This is a genomic window from Chelatococcus sp. CO-6, assembly GCF_001271345.1.
GTDB lineage: Bacteria > Pseudomonadota > Alphaproteobacteria > Rhizobiales > Beijerinckiaceae > Chelatococcus_A > Chelatococcus_A caeni.
This window is the reverse complement of the sequence record NZ_CP012398.1, coordinates 3,433,398-3,454,015: the sequence shown is the minus strand read 5'-3', so window position 1 is coordinate 3,454,015 and position 20,618 is coordinate 3,433,398. Positions and strand designations below refer to the sequence as shown.

At 67.1% G+C, this 20,618-nt stretch carries 20 protein-coding genes; 9 read left to right on the top strand and 11 right to left on the bottom strand.

Features of this window, described 5'->3' with window-relative positions; translation table 11 throughout:
* Positions 1 to 181 precede the first annotated feature (181 nt).
* The 4 genes from AL346_RS16185 to AL346_RS25850 all read left to right on the top strand — a co-directional run bounded on the left by AL346_RS16185 (position 182) and on the right by AL346_RS25850 (position 2,398).
* Positions 182 to 1,315, top strand: coding sequence for an MFS transporter (locus AL346_RS16185; RefSeq protein ID WP_256374259.1), 1,134 nt, complete (start codon positions 182 to 184; stop codon positions 1,313 to 1,315).
* A gap of 202 nt (positions 1,316 to 1,517) precedes the next feature.
* Positions 1,518 to 1,760 (top strand): type II toxin-antitoxin system Phd/YefM family antitoxin, encoded by a 243-nt coding sequence (locus tag AL346_RS16180; RefSeq protein ID WP_019402818.1) that lies wholly within the window; start codon positions 1,518 to 1,520, stop codon positions 1,758 to 1,760.
* Entirely contained in the window at positions 1,760 to 2,185 is a 426-nt protein-coding gene (locus tag AL346_RS16175; RefSeq protein ID WP_019402819.1) for a type II toxin-antitoxin system VapC family toxin, read from the top strand. Before AL346_RS16180 ends, AL346_RS16175 begins: the two co-directional genes overlap by 1 nt.
* A gap of 81 nt (positions 2,186 to 2,266) precedes the next feature.
* Positions 2,267 to 2,398, top strand: coding sequence for a hypothetical protein (locus AL346_RS25850; RefSeq protein WP_019402820.1), 132 nt, complete (start codon positions 2,267 to 2,269; stop codon positions 2,396 to 2,398).
* A 145-nt stretch (positions 2,399 to 2,543) separates the two neighbouring features.
* Here the strand turns inward: AL346_RS25850 and AL346_RS16170 are convergent, their stop codons facing one another.
* On the bottom strand, positions 2,544 to 2,801 hold the full coding sequence (locus tag AL346_RS16170; protein WP_019402821.1) for a hypothetical protein: 258 nt from the start codon (positions 2,799 to 2,801) through the stop codon (positions 2,544 to 2,546).
* A gap of 147 nt (positions 2,802 to 2,948) precedes the next feature.
* Here AL346_RS16170 and AL346_RS16165 point away from each other — a divergent pair, with 147 nt between their 5' ends.
* From AL346_RS16165 to AL346_RS16150, 5 genes are all read left to right on the top strand, one after another.
* On the top strand, positions 2,949 to 4,493 hold the full coding sequence (locus AL346_RS16165; RefSeq protein ID WP_245258908.1) for an adenylate cyclase: 1,545 nt from the start codon (positions 2,949 to 2,951) through the stop codon (positions 4,491 to 4,493).
* Positions 4,459 to 4,743: a hypothetical protein gene (locus AL346_RS25665; RefSeq protein WP_245258909.1), complete on the top strand. Its 285-nt coding sequence runs from the start codon at positions 4,459 to 4,461 to the stop codon at positions 4,741 to 4,743. The genes AL346_RS16165 and AL346_RS25665 overlap by 35 nt, the downstream gene beginning before the upstream one ends.
* A 310-nt stretch (positions 4,744 to 5,053) precedes the next feature.
* The gene (locus AL346_RS16160; RefSeq protein WP_245258910.1) at positions 5,054 to 5,695 is read left to right on the top strand and encodes a hypothetical protein; all 642 of its coding nucleotides are present in this window, start codon (positions 5,054 to 5,056) and stop codon (positions 5,693 to 5,695) included.
* A gap of 69 nt (positions 5,696 to 5,764) precedes the next feature.
* Complete coding sequence (locus AL346_RS16155; RefSeq protein WP_019402823.1) at positions 5,765 to 8,212, top strand: arylsulfatase; 2,448 nt, start codon at positions 5,765 to 5,767, stop codon at positions 8,210 to 8,212.
* A 236-nt stretch (positions 8,213 to 8,448) separates the two neighbouring features.
* On the top strand, positions 8,449 to 10,752 hold the full coding sequence (locus tag AL346_RS16150) for a tetratricopeptide repeat protein (protein ID WP_019400954.1): 2,304 nt from the start codon (positions 8,449 to 8,451) through the stop codon (positions 10,750 to 10,752).
* Between the two features lie 131 nt (positions 10,753 to 10,883).
* Here the strand turns inward: AL346_RS16150 and AL346_RS16145 are convergent, their stop codons facing one another.
* The 10 genes from AL346_RS16145 to AL346_RS16100 form a co-directional block, all read right to left on the bottom strand.
* Entirely contained in the window at positions 10,884 to 11,228 is a 345-nt protein-coding gene (locus AL346_RS16145; protein ID WP_019400953.1) for a phasin family protein, read from the bottom strand.
* A gap of 122 nt (positions 11,229 to 11,350) precedes the next feature.
* Positions 11,351 to 12,586: an HlyD family secretion protein gene (locus tag AL346_RS16140; RefSeq protein WP_053193860.1), complete on the bottom strand. Its 1,236-nt coding sequence runs from the start codon at positions 12,584 to 12,586 to the stop codon at positions 11,351 to 11,353.
* The gene (locus tag AL346_RS16135; RefSeq protein ID WP_053193856.1) at positions 12,579 to 13,082 is read right to left on the bottom strand and encodes a hypothetical protein; all 504 of its coding nucleotides are present in this window, start codon (positions 13,080 to 13,082) and stop codon (positions 12,579 to 12,581) included. The genes AL346_RS16140 and AL346_RS16135 overlap by 8 nt, the downstream gene beginning before the upstream one ends.
* A complete protein-coding gene (locus AL346_RS16130) occupies positions 13,079 to 13,777 on the bottom strand; it encodes a 3-oxoacid CoA-transferase subunit B (RefSeq protein ID WP_019400950.1) in 699 nt (232 codons plus the stop codon). The genes AL346_RS16135 and AL346_RS16130 overlap by 4 nt, the downstream gene beginning before the upstream one ends.
* Positions 13,778 to 13,781: 4 nt before the next feature.
* Complete coding sequence (locus AL346_RS16125; protein WP_019400949.1) at positions 13,782 to 14,429, bottom strand: CoA transferase subunit A; 648 nt, start codon at positions 14,427 to 14,429, stop codon at positions 13,782 to 13,784.
* Positions 14,430 to 14,442: 13 nt separating this feature from the next.
* Positions 14,443 to 15,570, bottom strand: a complete 1,128-nt coding sequence (locus tag AL346_RS16120; RefSeq protein ID WP_019400948.1) for an AI-2E family transporter — start codon at positions 15,568 to 15,570, stop codon at positions 14,443 to 14,445.
* Between the two features lie 30 nt (positions 15,571 to 15,600).
* Entirely contained in the window at positions 15,601 to 16,407 is an 807-nt protein-coding gene (gene fabI, locus AL346_RS16115; RefSeq protein WP_019400947.1) for an enoyl-ACP reductase FabI, read from the bottom strand.
* 16 nt (positions 16,408 to 16,423) lie between these two features.
* A complete protein-coding gene (locus AL346_RS16110) occupies positions 16,424 to 18,769 on the bottom strand; it encodes a DUF3141 domain-containing protein (protein ID WP_019400946.1) in 2,346 nt (781 codons plus the stop codon).
* A gap of 110 nt (positions 18,770 to 18,879) precedes the next feature.
* Entirely contained in the window at positions 18,880 to 19,392 is a 513-nt protein-coding gene (locus AL346_RS16105; RefSeq protein ID WP_019400945.1) for a hypothetical protein, read from the bottom strand.
* Positions 19,393 to 19,408: 16 nt separating this feature from the next.
* On the bottom strand, positions 19,409 to 20,617 hold the full coding sequence (locus AL346_RS16100; protein WP_019400944.1) for an acetate/propionate family kinase: 1,209 nt from the start codon (positions 20,615 to 20,617) through the stop codon (positions 19,409 to 19,411).
* Position 20,618 lies beyond the last annotated feature (1 nt).

The following is a 20,618-nucleotide window of genomic DNA, read 5'->3' as shown; positions in this document are numbered from 1 at the left end:
CCTGGGTCCGGCCGTAAGCGTTCACGTCAGCCAACGCACCCAACCGACCTTCGCCGTACACGACACCGGCACGCCGGAGCGCCGGAGCGATGGTCGTCTTTGTGGAGTGCGCGAACATGCGTGACACCGAACGGCCTGACCTGGCCCATCGCCACGTCGTTGCTCTGACGGGGCGCTTTTCCTGTCCTATCTCACCGTCGCCATGTCGCTGCCAGCGGTGGCGGTCCATGTCGTGCAGGGGCTCGGCCTCGACAACGCCTATGGCGGGTTGGCGGTCGGCATCGCCTTCCTGTCGACGATCATGACACGCGGCCGTGCCGGCGCGTGGGCGGACGGGCTCGGCGGCAAGCTCTGCATGCAGCGCGGTCTCGTCATCTATGCGGCGGCCGGGCTGATCGGCCTTCTCGCAAGCTGGCCCGAGCTGCCGGCGACCGGCAGCTATGCGGTGCTGGTCATCGGGCGGCTCCTGCTGGGGCTTGGCGAGAGCGTGGCCATGGTCGGCATGATCAGCTGGGCCATTGGGCTGACGGGCCAGGCCCGCTCCGGTCGCGTCATGTCGCTCGTCGGCATAGGCATGTATGGCGCCTTCGCCGCCGGCGGGCCGCTGGGGCTGGCGCTCCTGGACCAGCTCGGCTTTGCCGGACTGATGGCCGCCTGCACGGTGCTGCCTCTTGTCGGGCTCGCTGCAATTCACCGGCTGCCGGCCGTGGCGCCTCAGGCCGGGCAGCGCGAATCCTTCTGGCGGATCATCGGGCGCATCTGGCGTCCCGGCGCCGCCGTCGGATTGCAAGGGGTCGGCTTTGCGGCTCTGGGCGCTTTCTTTTCCCTCTACTTCCTCAGCCGCGGATGGCCTCATGCCGGGCTCGGCCTGACCTTCTTCGGGGTGGGGTTCGTCATGGTGCGCCTCGTCTGCGGCAACCTGCCGGACCGGATCGGCGGAACACCCGTCGCCGTCGCTTCGCTCCTCGTCGAAGCCTGCGGCCAGTATCTCTTGTGGCTGGCGCCCGAGCCGTACACGGCATTGGCCGGCGCCCTGCTGACCGGGCTCGGCTGCTCGATGGTGTTCCCGGCAATGGGCGCCGAAGTCGTCAAGCAGGTGCCACCGCACCTGCGTGGGACGGCGGTCGGCGGGTTCGCGGCCTTCCAGGACCTGGCCTATGGCGCGACGGGACCGGTCGTCGGCATCCTGGCCGACCAAGCCGGCTACGCGTCCGTTTTCCTGATCGGCGGGCTTGCCGCAACGCTGGGCCTTTGCACGGCAGTATCATCACGTCAACGCGCGCACGCCGGACTGTCGCGTTCGGATGAGCGTTGATCCCGTTGCGTATATCCCTGAACTGACAGGCAGTTTGTTGGATCGTGCTGGTGAGCGATCAGGACGTGCATTCCGAACGGGCAATCTGGATGTGACTGCGTCCGGACCGGGCATGGGTTCCCGGAAGGAGGCTTTGAGAGGCAGCGCTGGAATTCTCAGACCAATTACACTATATGACCATCTATATGGTCAGGAGCGTGACATGGATGCGATCAATCTGGCCGATGCCAAGGCTCGTCTGAGCGAACTGGTCGACCGGGTCGAAGCGGGCGATTCGATCGACATCACCCGCCGCGGCAAGCCGGTCGCGCGGCTCACCGGCGTGGCCAGGCCGCGCAAGCCGATCGATGCCGCACTGCTTCAAGCGTTGACGGCAGCGATGCCGCCCCAGTCCCGGAGCGCCGCCGACCTCGTGCGGTCGATGCGGGATGGCGACCGCTATTGATGCTCTATCTCGACACGTCGCTGATCGTCGCGGCGCTCTCCAATGAAGCGATGACGCCGCGCGTCCAGATCTGGCTGGCGGAGCAGGACCCGGCGCGGCTTCTGATCAGCGACTGGACCGTCACCGAGATGTCGTCCGCCATGGCGATCAAGCTGCGGACCGGCCAGATCAGCCTGGAGCAGCGCGCCGCCGCGCTCGCCATGTTCAACAAGCTGGTCGCCGAGAGCTTTACCGTGCTGCCCGTGACGGGCGGGCAGTTCCGGGCGGCGGCGAAGTTCGCCGATCAGCATGCGCTGGGGCTCCGCGCCGGCGATGCGCTGCATCTCGCCATCGCATCGGAGCATGGCGCCACCGTGCATACGCTCGACCAGCGGCTCGCCGAGGCCGGCCCGGTGCTCGGTGTGCCGGCACGGTTGCTGGCGTGATCCAGGCCTTCTCCAGCTTGGCCGGTCCGCTCGGAAGCCGCCATGGCCGGTGGCTGATCCGACGAGCAGAACGACGCGATCGTGGCAGACTATTTCGCGATGCTCGCCGACGACATCGGCGGGCGGCCCTACAGCAAGGCAGAACATAACCGCCTGCTGCCGGCGGTGATCGATCGGCCCCGCGGCTCCGGCAGGCATTCGACGGGCGACTAGAATGACGTTACCAACTGATGAGAAATCCTGCATTCGGCGTTCATTTCTGTATTCCTAAGCCCATCAAGTCTCGTTCTGGTGCCAATCACTGACACCCCTAACCTTGACACCGGTGGCTTCGTGCCTGCTCGGCATCCCGAAGCAGCTAAAGCGCCGGACCGTTGGACGCAGCGTCGATCGCCGCCCGCAGCTCATCGACGAGGCACGCGACAAGCGTCCGATATTCCGTGCAGCGCTCTTCCTTGTTCGCAGAGGTCGAGCTTTCCCACAGCCGCAACGCCCTTTCGGCTTCCGCAAGGTCGGCGCAGATCGAGCGGAACCCCTCATCGCGAAGGGCGAGCTCCTCTATCGACTGCCTCCGATCCGGAAAGCGCCGGACCGCCGCGAACACACCCTGATCCATGTCAAGGAGGCCTCGATCCATAAGCGGAGCAATTTTAACTACCGACGCGGGCGGGCGAGAAGTATATTACGGTAACTAACACAAGCTCAGGTAGTGGAGTTGAGTTGCGGGCGCCGGGGAGAGCCGCGGCCGCGAAGGAGTAGATCAATGGGGGGCGCTGATTTACGCGTCGACGAGGTGCCCCACGATCGGCTGGACCGGCCAGCTGCGGACGAGATTCGAGCGCAGCTCGAGCGGGTGGAGTGCAGCCGCGAATTCGACGCGCCCGACCGCGTCCGCCGCTTCCTGCACTACGTGGTCGAGGAGGCGCTGGCCGGACGTTCGGACAGGATCAAAGCCTACACGATCGCCCTCGAGGTGTTTGGCCGCAGCGCCGACTTCGACGCGCGAAACGACCCCATCGTGCGCATCGAGGCGGGGCGGCTGAGACGGGCGCTGGAGCGCTATTACCTGCTGGCCGGACAGGCCGATCCGGTGTCGATCAGCATTCCCAAAGGCGGTTACGCCCCCGCCTTCGCCTTCAAGACGACCCAGCCAGTCGAGACGCTTCCGCCCGATCCGGTCGAGCTCTCTCTGCCTCCGCTGGACGAAGGACCAGCGGCGCGGCCTTTGCCCTGGCTGCGATGGACGATTGCCGCGGTGGTGGTCTTGATCACTGGCTTGCTCGGGGCGGGCCTTTGGCGAGGCGCCACCGATGCGTGGCGCCTCGGGCCGGACGGACGGGGCGACGAAACGGGGCCCGCTGGGCCGTCAGTGCTGGTCAGGCCATTCGCAAACCTTGGCGGCGATGCGGAGGGAGCGCTCTATGCCGCAGGGTTGACGGACGAGGTGTTGTCGCAGCTGTCCCGGTTCAAGGAGTTGAGGGTGGTGGGTCGCGAGACTACGAAGTCCCTCTCCGCCACGGCTGGCACCTCCGATATCCCCGCGGATCTCGGCGTTCGCTACATCCTCGAGGGTACCGTCCGGACGAGCGCACACGGACTGCGCGTCAACACCCGCGTACTGGCGGGCGAAAGCGCTGTCGTGCTCTGGGCCCATACATACGAGGCGGATTTGACCTCCGGCAACATCGTCGGCATCGTCGTGGACGTCGCCGGCCAGGTCGCATCCACCGTCGCGCAGCCCTACGGCATCATCTTCCAAGCTGACGAAAGCCGAGCGCTTCAACGTGCCCCGGATGACCTTGCCGCATACACCTGCACGCTGCGCTTCTGTCAGTATCGCGCGGTTCTAAGCGCCGAGGAGCACGCCGCAGTCCGCGACTGCCTCGAACGCGCGGTCGCCCGCTATCCCAAATACGGCACCGCCTGGGCCATGCTGTCATTCCTTTACCTGGACGAGGACCGGTTCCAGTTCAATCCGAAAGCGGGCGAGCCCCCGGCGGTCGAGCGCGCGCTCGAAGCCGCCCGTCACTCGGTGCGTATCGACCAGGACAACATCCGTGCCCTCCAGGCGTTGATGACCGCGCTGTTCTTCACCGGCGAGCCAGCGGAAGCCTTCCGCATCGGCGAGCGGGCGCTCGCGCTCAATCCAAACGACACCGAACTCCTCGGCGAATTCGGCACCCGCGTGGCGCTGGCTGGCGACTGGAAGCGCGGCTCGGAGCTGCTCGAAGGCGCTCGACATGAACCCCGGCAATTCCGGCTTCTATGCGGGCATGCTGGCTCTCGCCGCCTTCATCCGGCACGATAATGCCCGCGCAGTGACCCTGATCCGGCAGGCGGATCTCAGGAAGTTTCCCATCTTCCATCTCGTCGCGGCGCTGATCTACGCCGAGGCCGGACTGGAGGAGGAAGGTGCCAAGAGCCGGGCCCGGTTCCTTGAGATGCAGCCCCGGTTCTTCGACGCTTTCGATGCCGAACTCGCCAAGCGCAACTTCAGAGCGGAGGACCGGAGGTTCATGACCGAGGCCGCCCGCAAGGCTGGCTTTCCGGTGCCGTAGAACCCGGGTCAGGATTATCGCGCCCCGGCGCGCTGCAATCCGGAAAATCGCCTTTCGCCACGACGATGAGCCCCCTCGGCGCCCAGCGGGCCGCGATCCGCTGGTAGCTTACCGTAACTTACGCCCTCATGCAGCCTGGCGTGTTTAAGGTTTGCTCAGGCGTTGCGGTCTCGAGGACTGCTGAGCTGCCGGGCGGTCATACCTTCCCGGCGCGACATCCTGACCGGACGGCTGTCTGAACAATCAGGCTATCGGGGAGGGAATGATGTCGGCACGCGGGTCTATTCGGTTTCTCATGGGGCTCATTCTCATGGGGCTGGCAATTCTGCTCGGCCCCACAGTGGCGCTTGCGCAAGACGCAGCGCCGCACGTGCCATTGCAGAAGACGATCGGCAAGGCGAAGCCGGACATCGTCCCCTCTCTGATCGTGCTGAATTCCCGCGGGGCCACCCTCGAGGGGAACACGCTGACGCTCACCGGCGTCGCCGGCAACGCCATCATCTTTGCCGACCGTCCGGTCCGCTCGGCCGGCCACGCGCTGACGGAGCACCTCATCGAGGAATGGGCCGAGGGCAGCGACAGCTTCGCCAAGGACCCGCCGAACGCAACCGTATCGGCCTTCAGCAAGGACGGCGGCACGATCCGGGACGCGGTGGTGGTTCTGAAGTCGCCGAAGCTCGAGGGCGACAGGCTGACCTTCAATGTCGATGTCCTCGAGGGCAGCCTCGGCGGCACCGACGGGCCGGCCTCGGTGTTCATCGACATCATCGGCATGCCGTTCACGCCGCTGTCGTTCGCCGGCGTTGCTCGCCGCACCGCCTTTCGTGGTGCCTGGTATGCCGGTGCGGCGGCAGGCGCCGCGGCAGCAGCGGCGCCCTATTACCACCCCTACTACCACCCTTACTACTATCCTCCGCGCTGCGGCTACTACCCCTATCCGCCTTGCTACTGAGACGCACATGACGTGCGCCGTTCCTTTATAGGGGAGGCGAAATTGAGAACTGCGAAACTCCTGTTTTCGATGTCGGCCCTTGTGGGGCTCGCCATCGCCACCGCCCCCGCGGAGGCTCAGCAAGCCGCCGCCACACCAGGCTCGCCCGGCGCGACGACGACCATCGACGGCAGGTACCTGCCGAACCCGCCGCAGCCGTTCAAGGGCGATGTCCAGGTCAACGCCGCCCAGTCGACGCCATACTGGCCCGGGCTCGTGGTGCCGCCCGAGGGGGCGCCGAACGTCCTGCTGATCATGACCGACGTCGGCTTCTCGGCGCCGTCCACCTTCGGCGGCGTGATCCCGACGCCGGCCCTCGACCGCATCGCCGCCGAAGGGCTGCGCTACACGCGGTTCCACACGACGGCGCTCTGCTCGCCGACACGGGCCGCGCTGCTGACCGGCCGCAACCATCATTCGGTCTCCACCGGCGTCGTCGTCGACCAGGCGACGGGCTATCCCGGCTACGACAGCGTCATCAAGCGCGACACCGTCGCCATCGGCGAGATCCTGAAGCAGAACGGCTACGACACCTCGTGGTTCGGCAAGGACCACAACACGCCGCAGTGGGTGACGAGCCAGGCCGGCCCCTTCACCGACTGGCCGACCGGGCCGATCAAGGGGTTCGAGTACTACTACGGCTTCCTCGGCGACGACACGAGCCAGTGGCAACCGAACAACCTGTTCCGCAACACCACGCCGATCGAGCCCTATCTCGACAATCCCGGCTGGAACCTGACCACCGCCATGGCTGACGAGGCGATCGCGCGCATCAGGATGCTGAACGAGCTCCAGCCCGACCGGCCTTTCATGATCTACTACGCGCCGGGGGGCACGCACGCGCCGCACCATCCGACCAAGGAGTGGGTCGACAGGATCAGCGCGATGCACCTGTTCGACGAGGGCTGGAACAAGCTGCGAGAGACGATCTTCGCCAACCAGAAGAAGCTCGGCGTGATACCCGAGAGTGCCGAGCTCACGGCCTGGCCGGAAGATCTGCCGCAGTGGGACACGCTTTCGGACGAGGCGAAGAAGCTCTACATCCGTCAGGCCGATGTCTATGCCGCGTATCTGGCCTATACGGACCACGAAATCGGCCGCGTCATCCAGGCGGTCGAGGACGCAGGCAAGCTCGACAATACGCTGATCATCTACATCAGCGGCGACAACGGTGCGAGCCCCGAGGGCACGCTCCATGGCCTCTACAGCGAGTTCTCCATCCTGAACGGCATCCACCCGACGGTGGAACAGAACATGGCGTTCTACGACGCGTGGGGCACCGACCAGAGTTATCCGCACTATGCGGTGCCATGGGCCTGGGCGTGGGACACGCCGTATCAGTGGACCAAGGAGGTGGCCTCGCACTTCGGCGGCACGCGCAACGGCATGGCAATGTCCTGGCCCGCGCGCATCAAGGACGCCGGCGGCATTCGTCACCAGTTCCATCACGTCATCGACATCGTGCCGACCATCCTTGAGGCGGCCGGCCTGCCGGAGCCGGTGATGGTCAACGGCGTCGCCCAGCGGCCCATCGAAGGCGTGGGCATGGCGTACACGTGGGGTGATGCCAACGCGCCGGGCCGGCGGACGACCCAGTATTTCGAGATGTTCGGCTCCCGCGCGATCTACCACGACGGGTGGATCGCCTCGGCGCCGCCGATCCTCGCCCCCTGGGCACTTTCGCTGGCGCCGCCTCCCACGGACGTCATGAACGACTTCAAATGGGAACTCTACAACCTGAACGAGGACTGGACCCAGGCGACCGATATCGCTGCCAAGATGCCGGACAAGCTGCGCGACATGGAGCAGCTGTTCGTCATGCAGGCGGAGAAATACCGGGTCTTCCCGCTCGACGACCGCACCCTTCCCCGGTTCATGGGTGTGAAGCCGAGCTACATCGAAGGCCGGACCGCGTTCGAGTTTACCGGCGAGTTGAGCAACGTGCCGTTCCCAGGCGTCGCCGGCGCTCCGAACGTGCTGAACAAGTCGTACACGATCACCGCCGAGGTCGAGATCCCGGAGGGCGGCGCCGAGGGCATGCTGGTGACCGACGGCGGCCGGTTCGCCGGCTACGGCTTCTATCTCCTGAAGGGCGTGCCGACCTTCACCTGGAACCTGATCCAGCTCGAGCGGGTGAAGTGGCAGGGCAAGGAGGCGCTCAGGCCCGGCAAGCACACGCTCGAGTTCGACTGGAAGTTCGACGGCCCCGGCCTCGGCAAGGGCGGGACCGGCACCTTGAAGGTGGACGGCCAGGTCGTCGACACCCGCGACATGCCGAAGAGCCTGCCGGTCGGCATCGGCTGGGTCGAGACGTTCAATGTCGGCATCGACACCGGCACGCCGGTGGACGATGAGGACTACCAGGTGCCGTTCCGCTTCACCGGAAAGATCAACAAGCTGACGATGAAGCTCGGGCCGGAAGAACTGACCCCCGCGGAACGGGAGATGATCTTCGGGAGCTACCGCGCGAAGCAATAGGCGTGGCGGGGTCCGCAGAAGGCACGCCGTCAGTATTGATCGACATCATGGGCAGGTCGCGCACGCCACTGGCTTGCGAGCGCGGCCTGCCGCATCGGTTCTGCCGCGGGAGGAGACGATGAGAACGCTCGATCCACTGTTCGCGACCCTCGCCCGGGCAATTGTCGGCGGTCTCCCTGTCAGCCCCCTATCGTAGAGCATCGGGAGCGATCCTCCCGGCAAAGAGGTCGCCGATCGTGCATGACAGCCCCTCTCCCTTCGGCACCTTTTCGGCTCTGTCCGGAGCGGTCATTTCGGCGCTGGCGGTCCTGCTGATCGGGTTTTCCTTCGGTGCGTCGGGCGACCCGGCGGCTGCTCCGCCCGGGCTTGCTGCCCAGCCGGCGAGCGGCGCGTCCCATTCCGCCTACGTGTCCGACGTTGCCTGCGCCGGCTGTCACGCCGTCGCGTACGACGCCTGGCGCACATCGCACCATTTCCATGCGATGGAGGTGCCGGACGAGGCGTCCGTTCGCGGCGACTTCGGCGGTGCCGCCTTCGTGGACGCCCATGCCCGCTATCGCTTCTTCCGGCGCGACGGGCGCTATTTCGTGGAAGTGGCCGGCGGCGCTGGAGCGGTCGAGCACGAGGTCCGCTACACATTCGGCTGGGAGCCGCTCCAGCAGTATCTCGTCGAGGGGGAGCGCGGCCGCCTGCAAGCCCTGACGATCGCATGGGACACCAAGCAAGGCCGCTGGTTCGATCTCGCCGAACGTGACCCGGCGCCGCCCGGCGACCCGTTGCACTGGACGGGCCGCGAGTTCACCTGGAACTTCCGCTGCGCGGACTGCCATTCGACCGATCTGCAGCGCCACTACGATGTCGCGGCGGACCGCTACGAGACGACGTTCGCCAACGTCAACGTCGGCTGCCAGGCCTGCCACGGGCCGGGCCGTGCGCACGTGGCCTGGGCGTCGGGCGACCGTAAGGCGTCCGACAAGGGCCTCGTCGCCGCGCCAGGCGAAAGCACCCGGGCGCAGCTCGATACTTGCGCGCGGTGCCACTCCCGCCGCCGGCCGATCACCGAGGTTCCCGTCCCCGGCGCGCCCTTCCTCGACCATTTCGTTCCGGACCTGCTGGGCGAGAGCCTCTATTTTTCGGACGGCCAGATCCGCGACGAGGTCTTCGAGTATGGCTCCTTCGTCCAGAGCCGCATGCACCGGAGCGGCGTCGTCTGCTCCGATTGCCATAATCCCCATTCGGGCGCGCTCCATGCCGACGGCAATGCGGTCTGTGTCGCCTGCCACAACGAGACGCCGCCCGAGCGCTTCGCCAGCATCAGGCCGCTGTCCTATGACTCACCGGCGCATCATTTCCATGAACAGGGCAAGGCGGGCTCCTTCTGCGTCGACTGCCACATGCCGGCGCGCACCTACATGCGCGTCGATCCGCGGCGCGACCACAGCCTGCGCGTGCCGCGTCCCGACCTGTCGGCGGCAACCGGCGCGCCGGACGCATGCACCGGCTGCCACAGCGATCGGAATGCGGCCTGGGCCGCCGCGCGGATCGCCGAATGGTACGGGCCTGGCCGGCGGCAGGAGCCGCATTATGGCGAGGCTCTGGCGCTCGGCCGGAAGGGCGCGCCGGGGAGCGGCGCCGCGCTCGCCGCACTCGCTGGCGACACAACCCAGCCATCGATCGCCCGCGCGACCGCCGTCGAGATGCTGCAGCGCCACCTGGACCAGGAGACCGGCCCCGCCGTGGCCGGCGCGCTCGCCGATCCCGATCCCCTGGTGCGCATGGCGGCCTTGCGGACACTCGAGGCCATCGCTCCCGGCGCGCGCGTCGATCTTGCCGCTCCGCTGCTCGACGATCCCGTGCGATCCGTCCGGATCACGGCCGCCCGGGCGCTCGCGGCGGTATCCGAGGCCGCACTCCCGGAACACCGCCGCGCGGCACATGTCCGGGCAAGCGAGGAGTATGTCGCCTCCGAGCTCGCCGCAGCCGAGCGGCCCGAAAGCCATCTCAACCTCGGCCTCTACTGGGCCGAGCGGGGCGACATCGAGAAGTCGGAGGCGGCCTACCGCACCGCGCTGAGGCTCGCACCAGACTTCATCCCGGCGATGATCAATCTTGCCGAGCTGAAGCGCGCCCAGGGGCAGAACGACGATGAGGCACGGCTGATCGAGCAGGCCCGCGACATGGCGCCCGGCGACGCATCGGCCCTGCATGCCCTCGGGCTGCTGCGTGTCAGGCAGGGCCGGCAAGCCGAGGCGCTGCCGCTTCTCGCGAGCGCGGCCGCGATGGCGCCGGGCTCGGCACGATACGCCTATGTCCATGCGGTGGCGCTCGAGTCCCTCGGGCAGGCGGACGCGGCGCGCGCGGCCTACATGACGGCGCTGCAAAGGCATCCCTACGACGTCAACCTGCTGGCCGCGCTCCTTCAGCTTCAGTTGCGCAGCAACGACCGCGATGCGGCGCGCTCAACGCTTGATCATCTGATCGAGCTGCGGCCCCGCGATGCAGGCCTTGCCCGGCTGAAGGCCCAGCTCGGCGGGCGCTGAGGACGATACGAACCGGCAAACGGGATCTCCGCCATGTCGACGGTCCGAAGTCTGTTCACCTGGCCGGCCATCCTTCTGCTGGCAGATGGACCGGCCGAACGCATGAAAATCAGCTGACGTGACCCGCCGCCTCAGCGCCGGTCACGATCCGCGCTTCCGTTGACGGAGGTCGTATAGAGGACCATCAGCTTCCCCATCTCTGCATTGTAGTCGCGAAGCGTCTCTTCGAGCCATTTCGACTGGACCGCCGACACATCCCCGACATCCCTGCAGGTCATCATCTCACGCATGGCCCGGCCGTCCTTCTCGAGGCGCATGGACATGAAGCCGAGCATCTCGCGCTGCCACTCCGCGGCCGTCGTAAACCATGTCTGGGTGGCTTCCATGAGCGCGCGCCCCTGCTCGCCGGCCATGGCGAACTGATCGACGCCCCGCGGCTTTCCATTGGTCGCGCTCTCCTGTTGGGTGATCGTCATGATATCCTCCTCATCGATATCTGCCGCCCTAACGGAGCGGCCTTGATCCGCGGCAGCCGGTCGAGGGGCACATCGCGTCGCCGGGGCTCGCCCCGCACGGAAATGCCTCCGACCGGTCGTCGTCAGTGCCCCGCAAACACGAGCGTCTGGATGGGCAGCAGCAGCGCCTGGATGCGCAGGATCGCAGCGTGCACCAGCGCGACCGCATCGACCGCATGCAGCGCGAGCGCCTTGACGTCGCCGACTTCGCCGGACGCGATACGCTCGTGGTTGCTGGAATAGGCGTTGGCGATGCAGCTGCTGCCGGGTGTCACGCCGTCGAGCCCACCGTCATAGATAGGCTCGAGAAAGACGAGGATCGACCCCGGCCGCAGCACCTGCTGCGGGTCTATCAGCTGTTCGCCGCTGCGGATCTGGCCGGCGGCGATGAAGTCCTGCACACCCGTCACGACCATCGGCACCACGACCCAGGGCTTCGACACGCAGGTGACCTCCGCGGCCATGCCGACGCGCATGACCTGCGCCTCGATCTGCCCGAATCCGGCCTGCAGGCGGCCACGCCCGGCACCTTCCGGGATGAGGATGCCCGCCGGCCGCATCAGCGGGTTGACCACATCGCCGACGCGCAGGGTGAACTGCTCGACATGCCCGCTGACGCCGGCGCGGATCACGGTCTTCGCCAGTTCCACCTCGGCTTCGGCCAGTTGCGCCTCGGCGCTTGCCTTTTCGGCGGGCAGCAGCGTCGAGAGCCGGGTCTCGGCCTGCTCCTTGCCGGCAATCACGGCATTGATCGTCCCCTGGCGTCCGTCGACGGTGACCTGCAGCCGCTCGAGCTCGCGCAGCGCGACCGTGGCCGGGTTGCGTCGATAGAGCTCCTGCCTGGTCTCCAGTTCGTCGAGCGCCTGCTGGTGGGCGCTCCTCGCCTCCTGGAGCTTCCCTTCGGAGGCGGCGATATCGGCCTGCGCCACCACCATGGCGGCGTCCGCCTCGGCGATCCTGCGCCGGGCGGTCTCCACCGCCGCAGCCTGCCTCGAGCTGTCGAGGCGGAAGATCGGCTCGCCCTGCTTCACCACGCCGCTCACCGTGTCGATATAGATTTCGGCCACCCTCCCGTTGGTCTCAGGAAGGATGGGAATGGTGCGGAAGAAGGCCGTCGCATTCGTCGTCGAGGGGTGATTGTAGAAGACGACCGTGATCAGCCCGATCGTCAGCATGAGGCAGGTGATGATGCCCCAGCGCAGCTCGAACCACACGGAGTAGAGGGTGATCTCCTTGCCGATCCGCTTTCCCTGCACGTAGCGACGGTAGAGATAGTCGGGAAGGAGCGTGAGAAGAGAGCAGAGGAGCAGTTCAAGCATTGGCCCGCTCCTTCTGAGCCGAAGCCACGGCCGCCGGTCGCTCGATGGCGTCCCCTTCCCCCTCCGCGGGCACCACGAGGGTCGGCCGGGATTCAGGAAGTGATGATCCACGATCGGGCTCGGCCGTCGCGCCGACGGCGTCCTCTTCCGGCGCCATTCCGGCAAGCCTCTCCAGGGCCCGCGCCATCCTGCGCAGCGGAGTTCCGAAGTCGGGGATGTCGATCAGGGCCAGCAGCAGGCCCAGCACCCAGAAGATGTGCATGTGGGTGAACAGCGCCAGCAGCCCCAGCACGGCGACGATCTCGAACTGCAGCTTGTGGGAGCGGTGCGCGATCCGCTCCGGCAGCGTGTGAAGGCGCAGGAACAGCAGGCCGACGGCCAGCACGGCGACGAGCAGGAAGACCGCCATGATGACCATGAGGACGTCGGTGTCGCCCGGCGCGGTGATGAACACCGGCAGATGATGAGGCGCCGCAGGGTGAATCGTCCCGTTCATAGCGCACCTCCGGTCGACGGTGCGGACAACGACCGTCGCACTGCCTCCGCACCGGCGGAAGCAAGTTCGGGGGCGATTATAAGCTCAACTTCAGTCATGTTGAGCACTTCGTTCACCGTGACACCCTCCATCGTCTCGATCAGCGTCAGGCGGCCATCGCGCACGGCGATGACGGCGAGCTCGGTGACGATGAGGTCCACCGCCCGTTCCGACGTCAGCGGCAGCGAGCTTTCCCGCACGATCTTCGGGCGGCCCTTGGCCGTATGCTGCATGGCGACGACGACGCGCCTTGCGCCGGCCACGAGATCCATCGCGCCTCCCATTCCCGGCACCATCTTGCCCGGGACCATCCAGTTCGACAGGCGCCCGTGACGATCGACCTGCAGGCCGCCCAGGACCGTGAGGTCGAGATGGCCGCCGCGGATGAGGCCAAAGGACGTCGCGCTGTCGAAGGTCGAGGCTCCCGGCAACGCCGTGACGGGCCGCCCGCCCGCATCCGTGAGCCAGGGCAGAGCCATTCCGGGCTCGGGAACCGGCCCCGTGCCGATCAGGCCGTTCTCGGACTGGAAGAACACCCGGATCCCCGCCGGAACGAAATTGGCGACGAGCGTCGGTATGCCGATGCCGAGATTGACCAGCATGCCGTCGCGCAGTTCGTCTGCGATGCGCCTTGCGATGGTGCTTTGCGGATCCATGGCTTCACCCGTTGGCAACGAGGTAGTCGACGACCGGAGCCGGCGTCATGACATGGTCGGGCGCGACGACCCCGACCGGCACGATGTTTTCGGCCTGCACGACGACCGTGTCGGCGGCCATTGCCATGAGCGGATTGAAATTGCGCGCCGTCAGGACGTAGGCGAGATTGCCCAGGTAATCGGCGATGAAGGCGTGGACGAGCGCGAAATCGGCCCGGAGCGCCGGCTCCAGCAGGTAGTCACGGCCATCGACCGCAATCTTCTGCTTGCCTTCTTCGGCGATCGTGCCGATGCCCGTCGCGGTCAGGACGCCGCCGAGCCCGAAGCCGCCGGCCCGGATGCGCTCCGCGAGCGTGCCCTGCGGCACGAGGTCGACCGTGAGGCTGCCCGCCAGCATCTGCCGCTGCGTCTCCGGATTGAGCCCGATATGGCTGACGACGACCCGCCGAAGCAGGGCTGCATCGACGAGCTTGCCGATGCCGACACCCGGGGCCGCGGTATCGTTGGCGATGACCGTGAGGTCCTTCTTCTGCTGACGGACGATTTCGTCGATCAGCGGCTCCGGCGTTCCGACGCCCATGAAGCCGCCGACCATCAGCGTGGCGCCTGCGGGGATCATCGCGACGGCATCCTGCAGCGAGATCGTCTTCATGGCCCCTTCCCTTTCACGTGGGTTCCGGCATCCCGTGGACGGTGCGCCCCCAGTCCTGGAACAGGGTGTAGAGGACCGCGAGCAGCACGGGGCCGAGGAAGACCCCGACGATCCCGAAGGCCAGGAGGCCTCCGAGCACCCCGAGGAAGATCAGCACCATCGGCATCCGGATGCCGCGACTGATCAGGTAAGGGCGCAGGAGGTTGTCGAGGCTTCCGACGAAGAGGCCGTTCCAGGCCATCACGAAGATGGCCCATCCGGTGAGCCCCTGCGACATGAGCCAGAGGCCGGCCGGCAGCCACAGCAGGGCGATGCCCATCGGCAACAGGGTCAGAACCAGGCCGATGGCGCCGAGGACCACAGCCCCCGGAACGCCGGCAAGCCAGAAGCTGAAGCCGAGCAGGATCGCCTGGACCAGCGCGGTGCCGAGAACGCCGTTGACGACGCTCTTGATGGTTGCGCCGGCCGTCGGCAGGGCGCGCCGGGCGCGCCAGCCGCCGATGCGCGACATCGCCCAGTCGAGGCGCTTCTCCGCATAGGCCCCGTCCCGGTAGACGAAGAACGACAGGATGATGGCCAGGATGACCTGGACCGTGCCGGAGAGGAGCGAGGCGCCCTGGTGCAATGCCCATTCCCGCAGCGATGGAACATAGGGAGCGAGGATCGGCCTCAGCCCCGCGCCCTGCCGCAGCGCCTCCCGCCACACCCGCTCCGCCTCGGCCCCCACCAGCGGCAGCTGCCCCAGCCAGTCGGGCGGCGGCAGACCGCTCTCCAGGGCTGTCTGGATCGCGACCGTCAACCGCGCGACGTCATCGGCGAGGTTGAGCGTCAAGGCGATCAGCGGCAGCACCAGCAGTCCGGCGATGAGGAGCGTCATCAGCAATGCCGCCGTCCCCGGCCGCCCCCTGAGGCGCCTCTCCAACGAGCGGAACAGCGGCCACGTCGACACGCAGAGCGTGACGGCGAGAAAGATGGCGGTCAGGAAGGGCCTGAGGATGAGGAGGCAGCCGACGACGAGCAGCAAAAGGAGGACGAGACCGAGCGCCTTCTCGACATAGGACATGTCCTCCGTCGCCGGACGCCGCCGCCAGGTTCTGCTGACCGGGCTCGGATCGATATGGTCTGCGGTCCCCTCGGGCATGGCTCTCTCACCCGCACCTGCGACGACGGCTCAGGCCATGATGCTGAGTCCGCCGTCGACATAGGTGGTCGTACCCGTCAGCCGCCGTGCGAACGGTGTCGTCAGGAAGGCGGCGGTCAGGCCGACATCGTCGATGTCCACGAGTTCCCCGATCGGCGCCCGCTCGACCGCCTCGGACAAGAGGACGTCGAAGTCCTTGAGCCCGGAGGCCGCCCGCGTCTTGAGCGGCCCCGGCGAGATGGCGTGCACCCGGATATGCTTGTCTCCCAGCTCATAGGCGAGATAGCGAACGGCGCTCTCCAGCGCTGCCTTGACCGGACCCATGAGATTGTAGTTCGGCACGACCTTGCTGGCGCCGTGATAGCTCATCGCCAGCAGCGTCCCGCCCTCGCGCATGAGCGGTTCGGCGAGGCGCGCCATGCGGAGGAAGGAATGGCAGGACACATCCATGGCCACCCTGAAGCCCTCGGCCGAACTGTCCACGAGCCGCCCCTGCAGATCCTCCTTCGGAGCGAAGGCGATGGAATGGAGCGCGATGTCGAGGCTGCCCCACTTCTCGCGGATCTGATCGAACACGGCTTCGAGCGCCCCCTCCCTCGCGACGTCGCAAGGGACGAGAATGCCGGCGCCGAGCTGCCTGGCGAGAGGCTCCACATGGGGAAGAGCCTTCTCGTTCAGGTAGGTCACGGCGAGGTCGGCCCCGAGCTGGCGGAAGATCCGCGCGCAGCCGTAGGCGATCGAATGTTCGTTGGCGATGCCGATCACGAGGGCGCGCTTGCCCTGCAGGATCGTGGACTGGACGGCCGCTCGTGCCGTTGCGGACGGTCGCTCGTTCATGGTCTTTCCTCTCGCATCAGGCGCCGGCGGAGCGGCCGGCCCGACCCTTGCCGCCGGAGGCAGCTGGCCGGTCCGGGTCCACGACGAGGGCGATTGCGGTCGCTCCGCCCTTCGCTTTCCTGGCCACATCGGCCGAGAGGGTGTTCCGGATCTCCCGCACCAGGGCCCGCTGTGCGGCATTGGCCTCGATCCGCCCCTCCAGACGGCCGATCAGCTCGAGCAGCTTGCCGCGGTCGGCGGACGTGCGCAGAAGCTTGGGCAGGGCGGAGAGCGCCTTCTCCGGCTCGTAATCGACGATGAGCGACTGCTCGCGGATGATGTCGCGCGCGATCTCGGCCGGCATGTCGAGCAGGCCGACATCCTTGCCGACGAGTTCGCGAGCCCGCTTCATCGCCGAGAGCCGCCTGCGCCCCGTTCCGGCCTTCATCACGAGAAGCGCGGTACGCACCATGGCGCGCGTCGGATCGCCCTCCTCGATCCGTGCGAGCGCCTCCTTGACCTGCGGGGCCTCCCGCATGGAAGCGGCTTCCTCGGTGCCCGCTGCTTCCGCCTTCGGCACGATGCCGAGGCCGAAGCTGGCCGTGCCGCAGAGGCGGAAGAACGCATGTTCCACCGCCGCGTCGCGCAAGTCGCGATAGAGGTCCCACGAGGCGGACACGGTGGCCGCCAGGCAACGCTCCATGGCGACCATCGGCCCCTTCTCATCACGCTTTGCGCGGTTCGCCTTCGCCATCGCCGCCATGCCGTCGATGGGGCCCATGAACGGATTGAGATCGGACAGGGCCCACCGCTGAACCCGTTGCGGATTGAAGGTCCTCGCAACCTTTGCTGCGGCCGGCGTGAATGCCGGCGCAACGACCGGTCGGACGAAGGTCTCGTAAGCGGAGGCAAGCGCCTCGGAGACGGTCTCGACCGCCTCGAACGGAATCTCGTCCTTGCGGCCGTATTTCTGCAGGATCTGCAGGTCCTCGACGCGGCGCTCGGTCAGCACGACGTCATAGCGCACGCCGTCCTTCGTCTTCTGCTCCTCGATCTGCATGCCGTAGAGGCCGGGCGGCAGATGCTCGAGATATTCGACGAGGTCGACGATCTGCGTGTGCTCCCGCTTTGCGACCTGGCCGGACACGAATATGCCGAGGTGCCCGATGCTCTTGTGCATCAGGCCGATGATCACCTGCCCGTTCGCCTTGAGCGCCTCCGTCGTCGGATAAAGATCTGCAACCCAGTTGAAGGCCTGCTGCGGCGGCGTGATGTTGTCGCCGAGCGATGCGAACAGGATGATGGGGGACTTGATCTCCCGCAGGTCGAATGCCCGCCCTTCCGACCACTCCGCCTCGCCGGCGGCGAGATTGTTGCCGACGAAGAGGTTCTCGACGATCCACTTGATCTCCGCCCGGTCCATCAGGAAGAAGCCGCCCCACCAGCGCTCGAATTCGAGGAAGCGCTCGGGCTCGGTGTCAATCTTGGAGAAGAGCGTGTAGTACTTGTCGAAATACGTGTTCGCCGGATTGAGATACTCGAAGTTCTCGACGAGATAGGCGCCGTCGAACGTGCCGGCACCGAGATCGCTGGCATAGAGCGCCGGCCAGACGCCGCCGAGGACGCCGCCGGCATAGCGCATCGGGTTCTCGCCGTCGTTGCCGGCCCAGTAGGACATCGGCGCCCCGTTGATGACGAGAGGGCCGACGAGGTCCGGCTCGATGGCGCCCACCAGCATCGAGGCCCAGCCGCCCTGGCAGTTGCCGACGACGACGGGTTTGCGTGTCTTCGGATGGCGCTCGCCCACGATCCGCAGGAACTCGGCCTCCGCCCGCGAGACGTCGGCGAGGATCTGCCCGGGAACAGGCTCCGGAAAGAAGATCACGAAATAGACCGGGTGGCCGGCCTTCAGCGCCACGCCGACCTGGGAATCCTGCTTGAACCCGCCGATGCCCGGTCCATGGCCGGCCCGCGGATCGATGATGACGAAGGGGCGGCGGCTCGGATCGGTCTCGATCCCGGCCGGGGGACGGATCTGGACGAGGGCATAGTTCACAGGCCGCTCGAATGTGCGGGCGTCCGCGATCATATCCCAGTCGAAGGCGAGCAGCGGCGGCTTGCCCGCCTTCTCGTGCTCGATCCAGTTATTGCCGCGCCGGCGCAGCGTATCCCAGAACAAGGTGGAGCGCTGCGCGAAGTCGAGCCAGTAGCCGCTCGCGTCACGCCACAGGTCGAGCGGCGTCGCCGCCGCCGGGCCGCCGCTGGACCATGGCTCGAAGGCGGTTTCCACGGATGCGAGGTAGCGCTGGAAGGCGCTCGATCCACGCTCCTGATAGATCTGGGCAATCTTCGATTGCACGGCGCCGAACGTGCCGAACGGCATCGGGGCGGCGTCGTCTTCGGTCCTGGTCGCTCGTTCGGCTTGTCGCACCACTGTTGGCATTTCCATCATCCGTCCATGGAGGTTTTCAGGACAGCCCCCGTCCGCCGCCTTCACTGCTTGGCATCACCCCATTTCAGGAAGAAGCCGACGTCGCCCGGCAGGCCGCCCGGCCATTCGATGATCATCGCGCTCAGCTTGAAGCCCGCCGGCCGGAGATGGTCGCGCCACAGCTCGTAGGCCTGGCGCGGGCGCCCGGTGAGGGTCTCGGGCCAATCCGGCTCCGAGTTGTTGATGGCGCGCCCCTTGTCGGTGCAGAGCACGTTCGGGAAGCGCATGACCATCAGTTCGGTCTGGCCGCGTTCCGCCGCCGAGCGCAGCTTGAACTTCAGCGGCTGCATGATTTCCTTCATCTTCTGCGGCGTGAGGTCGAGCGGCTCGGACAGGCGCTGCAACAGTTCCTCACGCGCCTTGTCCGCACGGTCCATGCCCTTCAGCGCCCGCGCCGCATGGGCCATCTGCATCTCGACCATGTATTCGCGCAGGTCGGCTGCCGACATGAACGTTTCATCGCCGAGTTCGTGGTCAACCACACCTTCTTCCGGAATAGACTTCGCCTGCTCCATGACTCCTACTCCTCGTTCAGGACGCCAGCCGGGCCCGAGCAGTTCTCAGGACGCTCGACGTCTGCCGGGCGATGACGAGTTCCTCGTTGGTAGGGATGACCCATGCCCCAGGCCCCGCTCCGCTCGAGATCAGAGGCCCGCCGGCCTTGTTCGCCGCATCGTCGAGCGTCATGCCCGTCCATGCGAGACGGGCGATCACCTCCGCCCGGGTCGCGGCGTCGTTCTCGCCAATGCCGGCCGTGAAGACGAGCCCGTCGAGACCGCCGAGGGCCGCAACGAGCGACCCGATCTCGCGGGTGATGCGGTAGACGAACAGGTCGATGGCGCGCCGCGCATCGGGGTTCTCGGCCGCCCTCTCACGCAGCACGCGCATGTCGTTGGAGAGGCCGGACACGCCGAGCAGGCCGGATTGGGAATAGAGCATGCGCTCGGCCGCATCGGGCGTCAGCTTCATCTCGCGCAGCATGAAGAACACGGCGCCCGGATCCATCGCACCGCAGCGTGTCCCCATGGGCAGGCCGTCGAGGGCGGACAGGCCCATGGTCGTCGCGATGCTGACACCTGCACGAAGGGCACAGAGGCTTGCGCCGTTGCCGAGATGGGCAACGACGACCCTGCCTGCCGCCAGGCGGGGATCGTATTCCTTCAGGACCGAGGCGATGTAGTCGTAGGAGAGGCCATGGAAGCCATAGCGCCGAACCCCGCGGTCGCGCACCTCCCGCGGCAGGGCAAACAGCGTGGCAAGATCCGGTTGCGTGCGGTGGAACGCCGTATCGAAGCAGGCGACCTGCGGCAGCGACGGCAGGCGGCGGCGCACGATGCGGATCGGCGCGAGATTGTGCGGCTGGTGCAGAGGCGCGAGCGGTGACAGGCTCTCGAGCGTCCGGATAACCTCGTCGTCGACGAGCACCGGACCGGTGAAGGCCTCGCCCCCGTGGACGACACGGTGGCCGATCGCCGCCAGCTGCCGTCCCCCCTGATGCTCCCGCAGCCACGAGACGAGGTGCATCAAGGCCTCCTCATGGCCGAAGCCGGCCTCCGGCGCCCATGCGTTTTCGCCAAGCGTCACACCGCCGGCGTCGCGGGCGATGAAGCGCGCAGCGCCGCCCAGTCCGTCGAAGGCCCCTTTGCAGGTGAGACGCGGCTCGGCGTCGCCCTCGCGTTCGAACAGCTGGAACTTGAGGCTGGACGAGCCGGCGTTGAGGACGACGAGGACCGGGATCATC

Bases quoted from the DNA above. Each gene is read 5' to 3' on its own strand.
- AL346_RS16165 (WP_245258908.1), top strand. From the start codon at position 2,949: ATGGGGGGCGCTGATTTACGCGTCGACGAGGTGCCCCACGATCGGCTG.
- AL346_RS16120 (WP_019400948.1), bottom strand. From the start codon at position 15,570: ATGCCCGAGGGGACCGCAGACCATATCGATCCGAGCCCGGTCAGCAGA.
- AL346_RS16140 (WP_053193860.1), bottom strand. From the start codon at position 12,586: ATGCTTGAACTGCTCCTCTGCTCTCTTCTCACGCTCCTTCCCGACTAT.
- AL346_RS16170 (WP_019402821.1), bottom strand. From the start codon at position 2,801: ATGGATCAGGGTGTGTTCGCGGCGGTCCGGCGCTTTCCGGATCGGAGG.
- AL346_RS16130 (WP_019400950.1), bottom strand. From the start codon at position 13,777: ATGGATCCGCAAAGCACCATCGCAAGGCGCATCGCAGACGAACTGCGC.
- AL346_RS25665 (WP_245258909.1), top strand. From the start codon at position 4,459: ATGCTGGCTCTCGCCGCCTTCATCCGGCACGATAATGCCCGCGCAGTG.
- AL346_RS16160 (WP_245258910.1), top strand. From the start codon at position 5,054: ATGGGGCTGGCAATTCTGCTCGGCCCCACAGTGGCGCTTGCGCAAGAC.
- AL346_RS16175 (WP_019402819.1), top strand. From the start codon at position 1,760: ATGCTCTATCTCGACACGTCGCTGATCGTCGCGGCGCTCTCCAATGAA.
- AL346_RS16110 (WP_019400946.1), bottom strand. From the start codon at position 18,769: ATGCCGTTCGGCACGTTCGGCGCCGTGCAATCGAAGATTGCCCAGATC.
- AL346_RS16180 (WP_019402818.1), top strand. From the start codon at position 1,518: ATGGATGCGATCAATCTGGCCGATGCCAAGGCTCGTCTGAGCGAACTG.
- AL346_RS16125 (WP_019400949.1), bottom strand. From the start codon at position 14,429: ATGAAGACGATCTCGCTGCAGGATGCCGTCGCGATGATCCCCGCAGGC.
- AL346_RS16135 (WP_053193856.1), bottom strand. From the start codon at position 13,082: ATGAACGGGACGATTCACCCTGCGGCGCCTCATCATCTGCCGGTGTTC.
- fabI (WP_019400947.1), bottom strand. From the start codon at position 16,407: ATGAACGAGCGACCGTCCGCAACGGCACGAGCGGCCGTCCAGTCCACG.
- AL346_RS16155 (WP_019402823.1), top strand. From the start codon at position 5,765: ATGTCGGCCCTTGTGGGGCTCGCCATCGCCACCGCCCCCGCGGAGGCT.
- AL346_RS16105 (WP_019400945.1), bottom strand. From the start codon at position 19,392: ATGGAGCAGGCGAAGTCTATTCCGGAAGAAGGTGTGGTTGACCACGAA.
- AL346_RS16100 (WP_019400944.1), bottom strand. From the start codon at position 20,617: ATGATCCCGGTCCTCGTCGTCCTCAACGCCGGCTCGTCCAGCCTCAAG.
- AL346_RS16145 (WP_019400953.1), bottom strand. From the start codon at position 11,228: ATGACGATCACCCAACAGGAGAGCGCGACCAATGGAAAGCCGCGGGGC.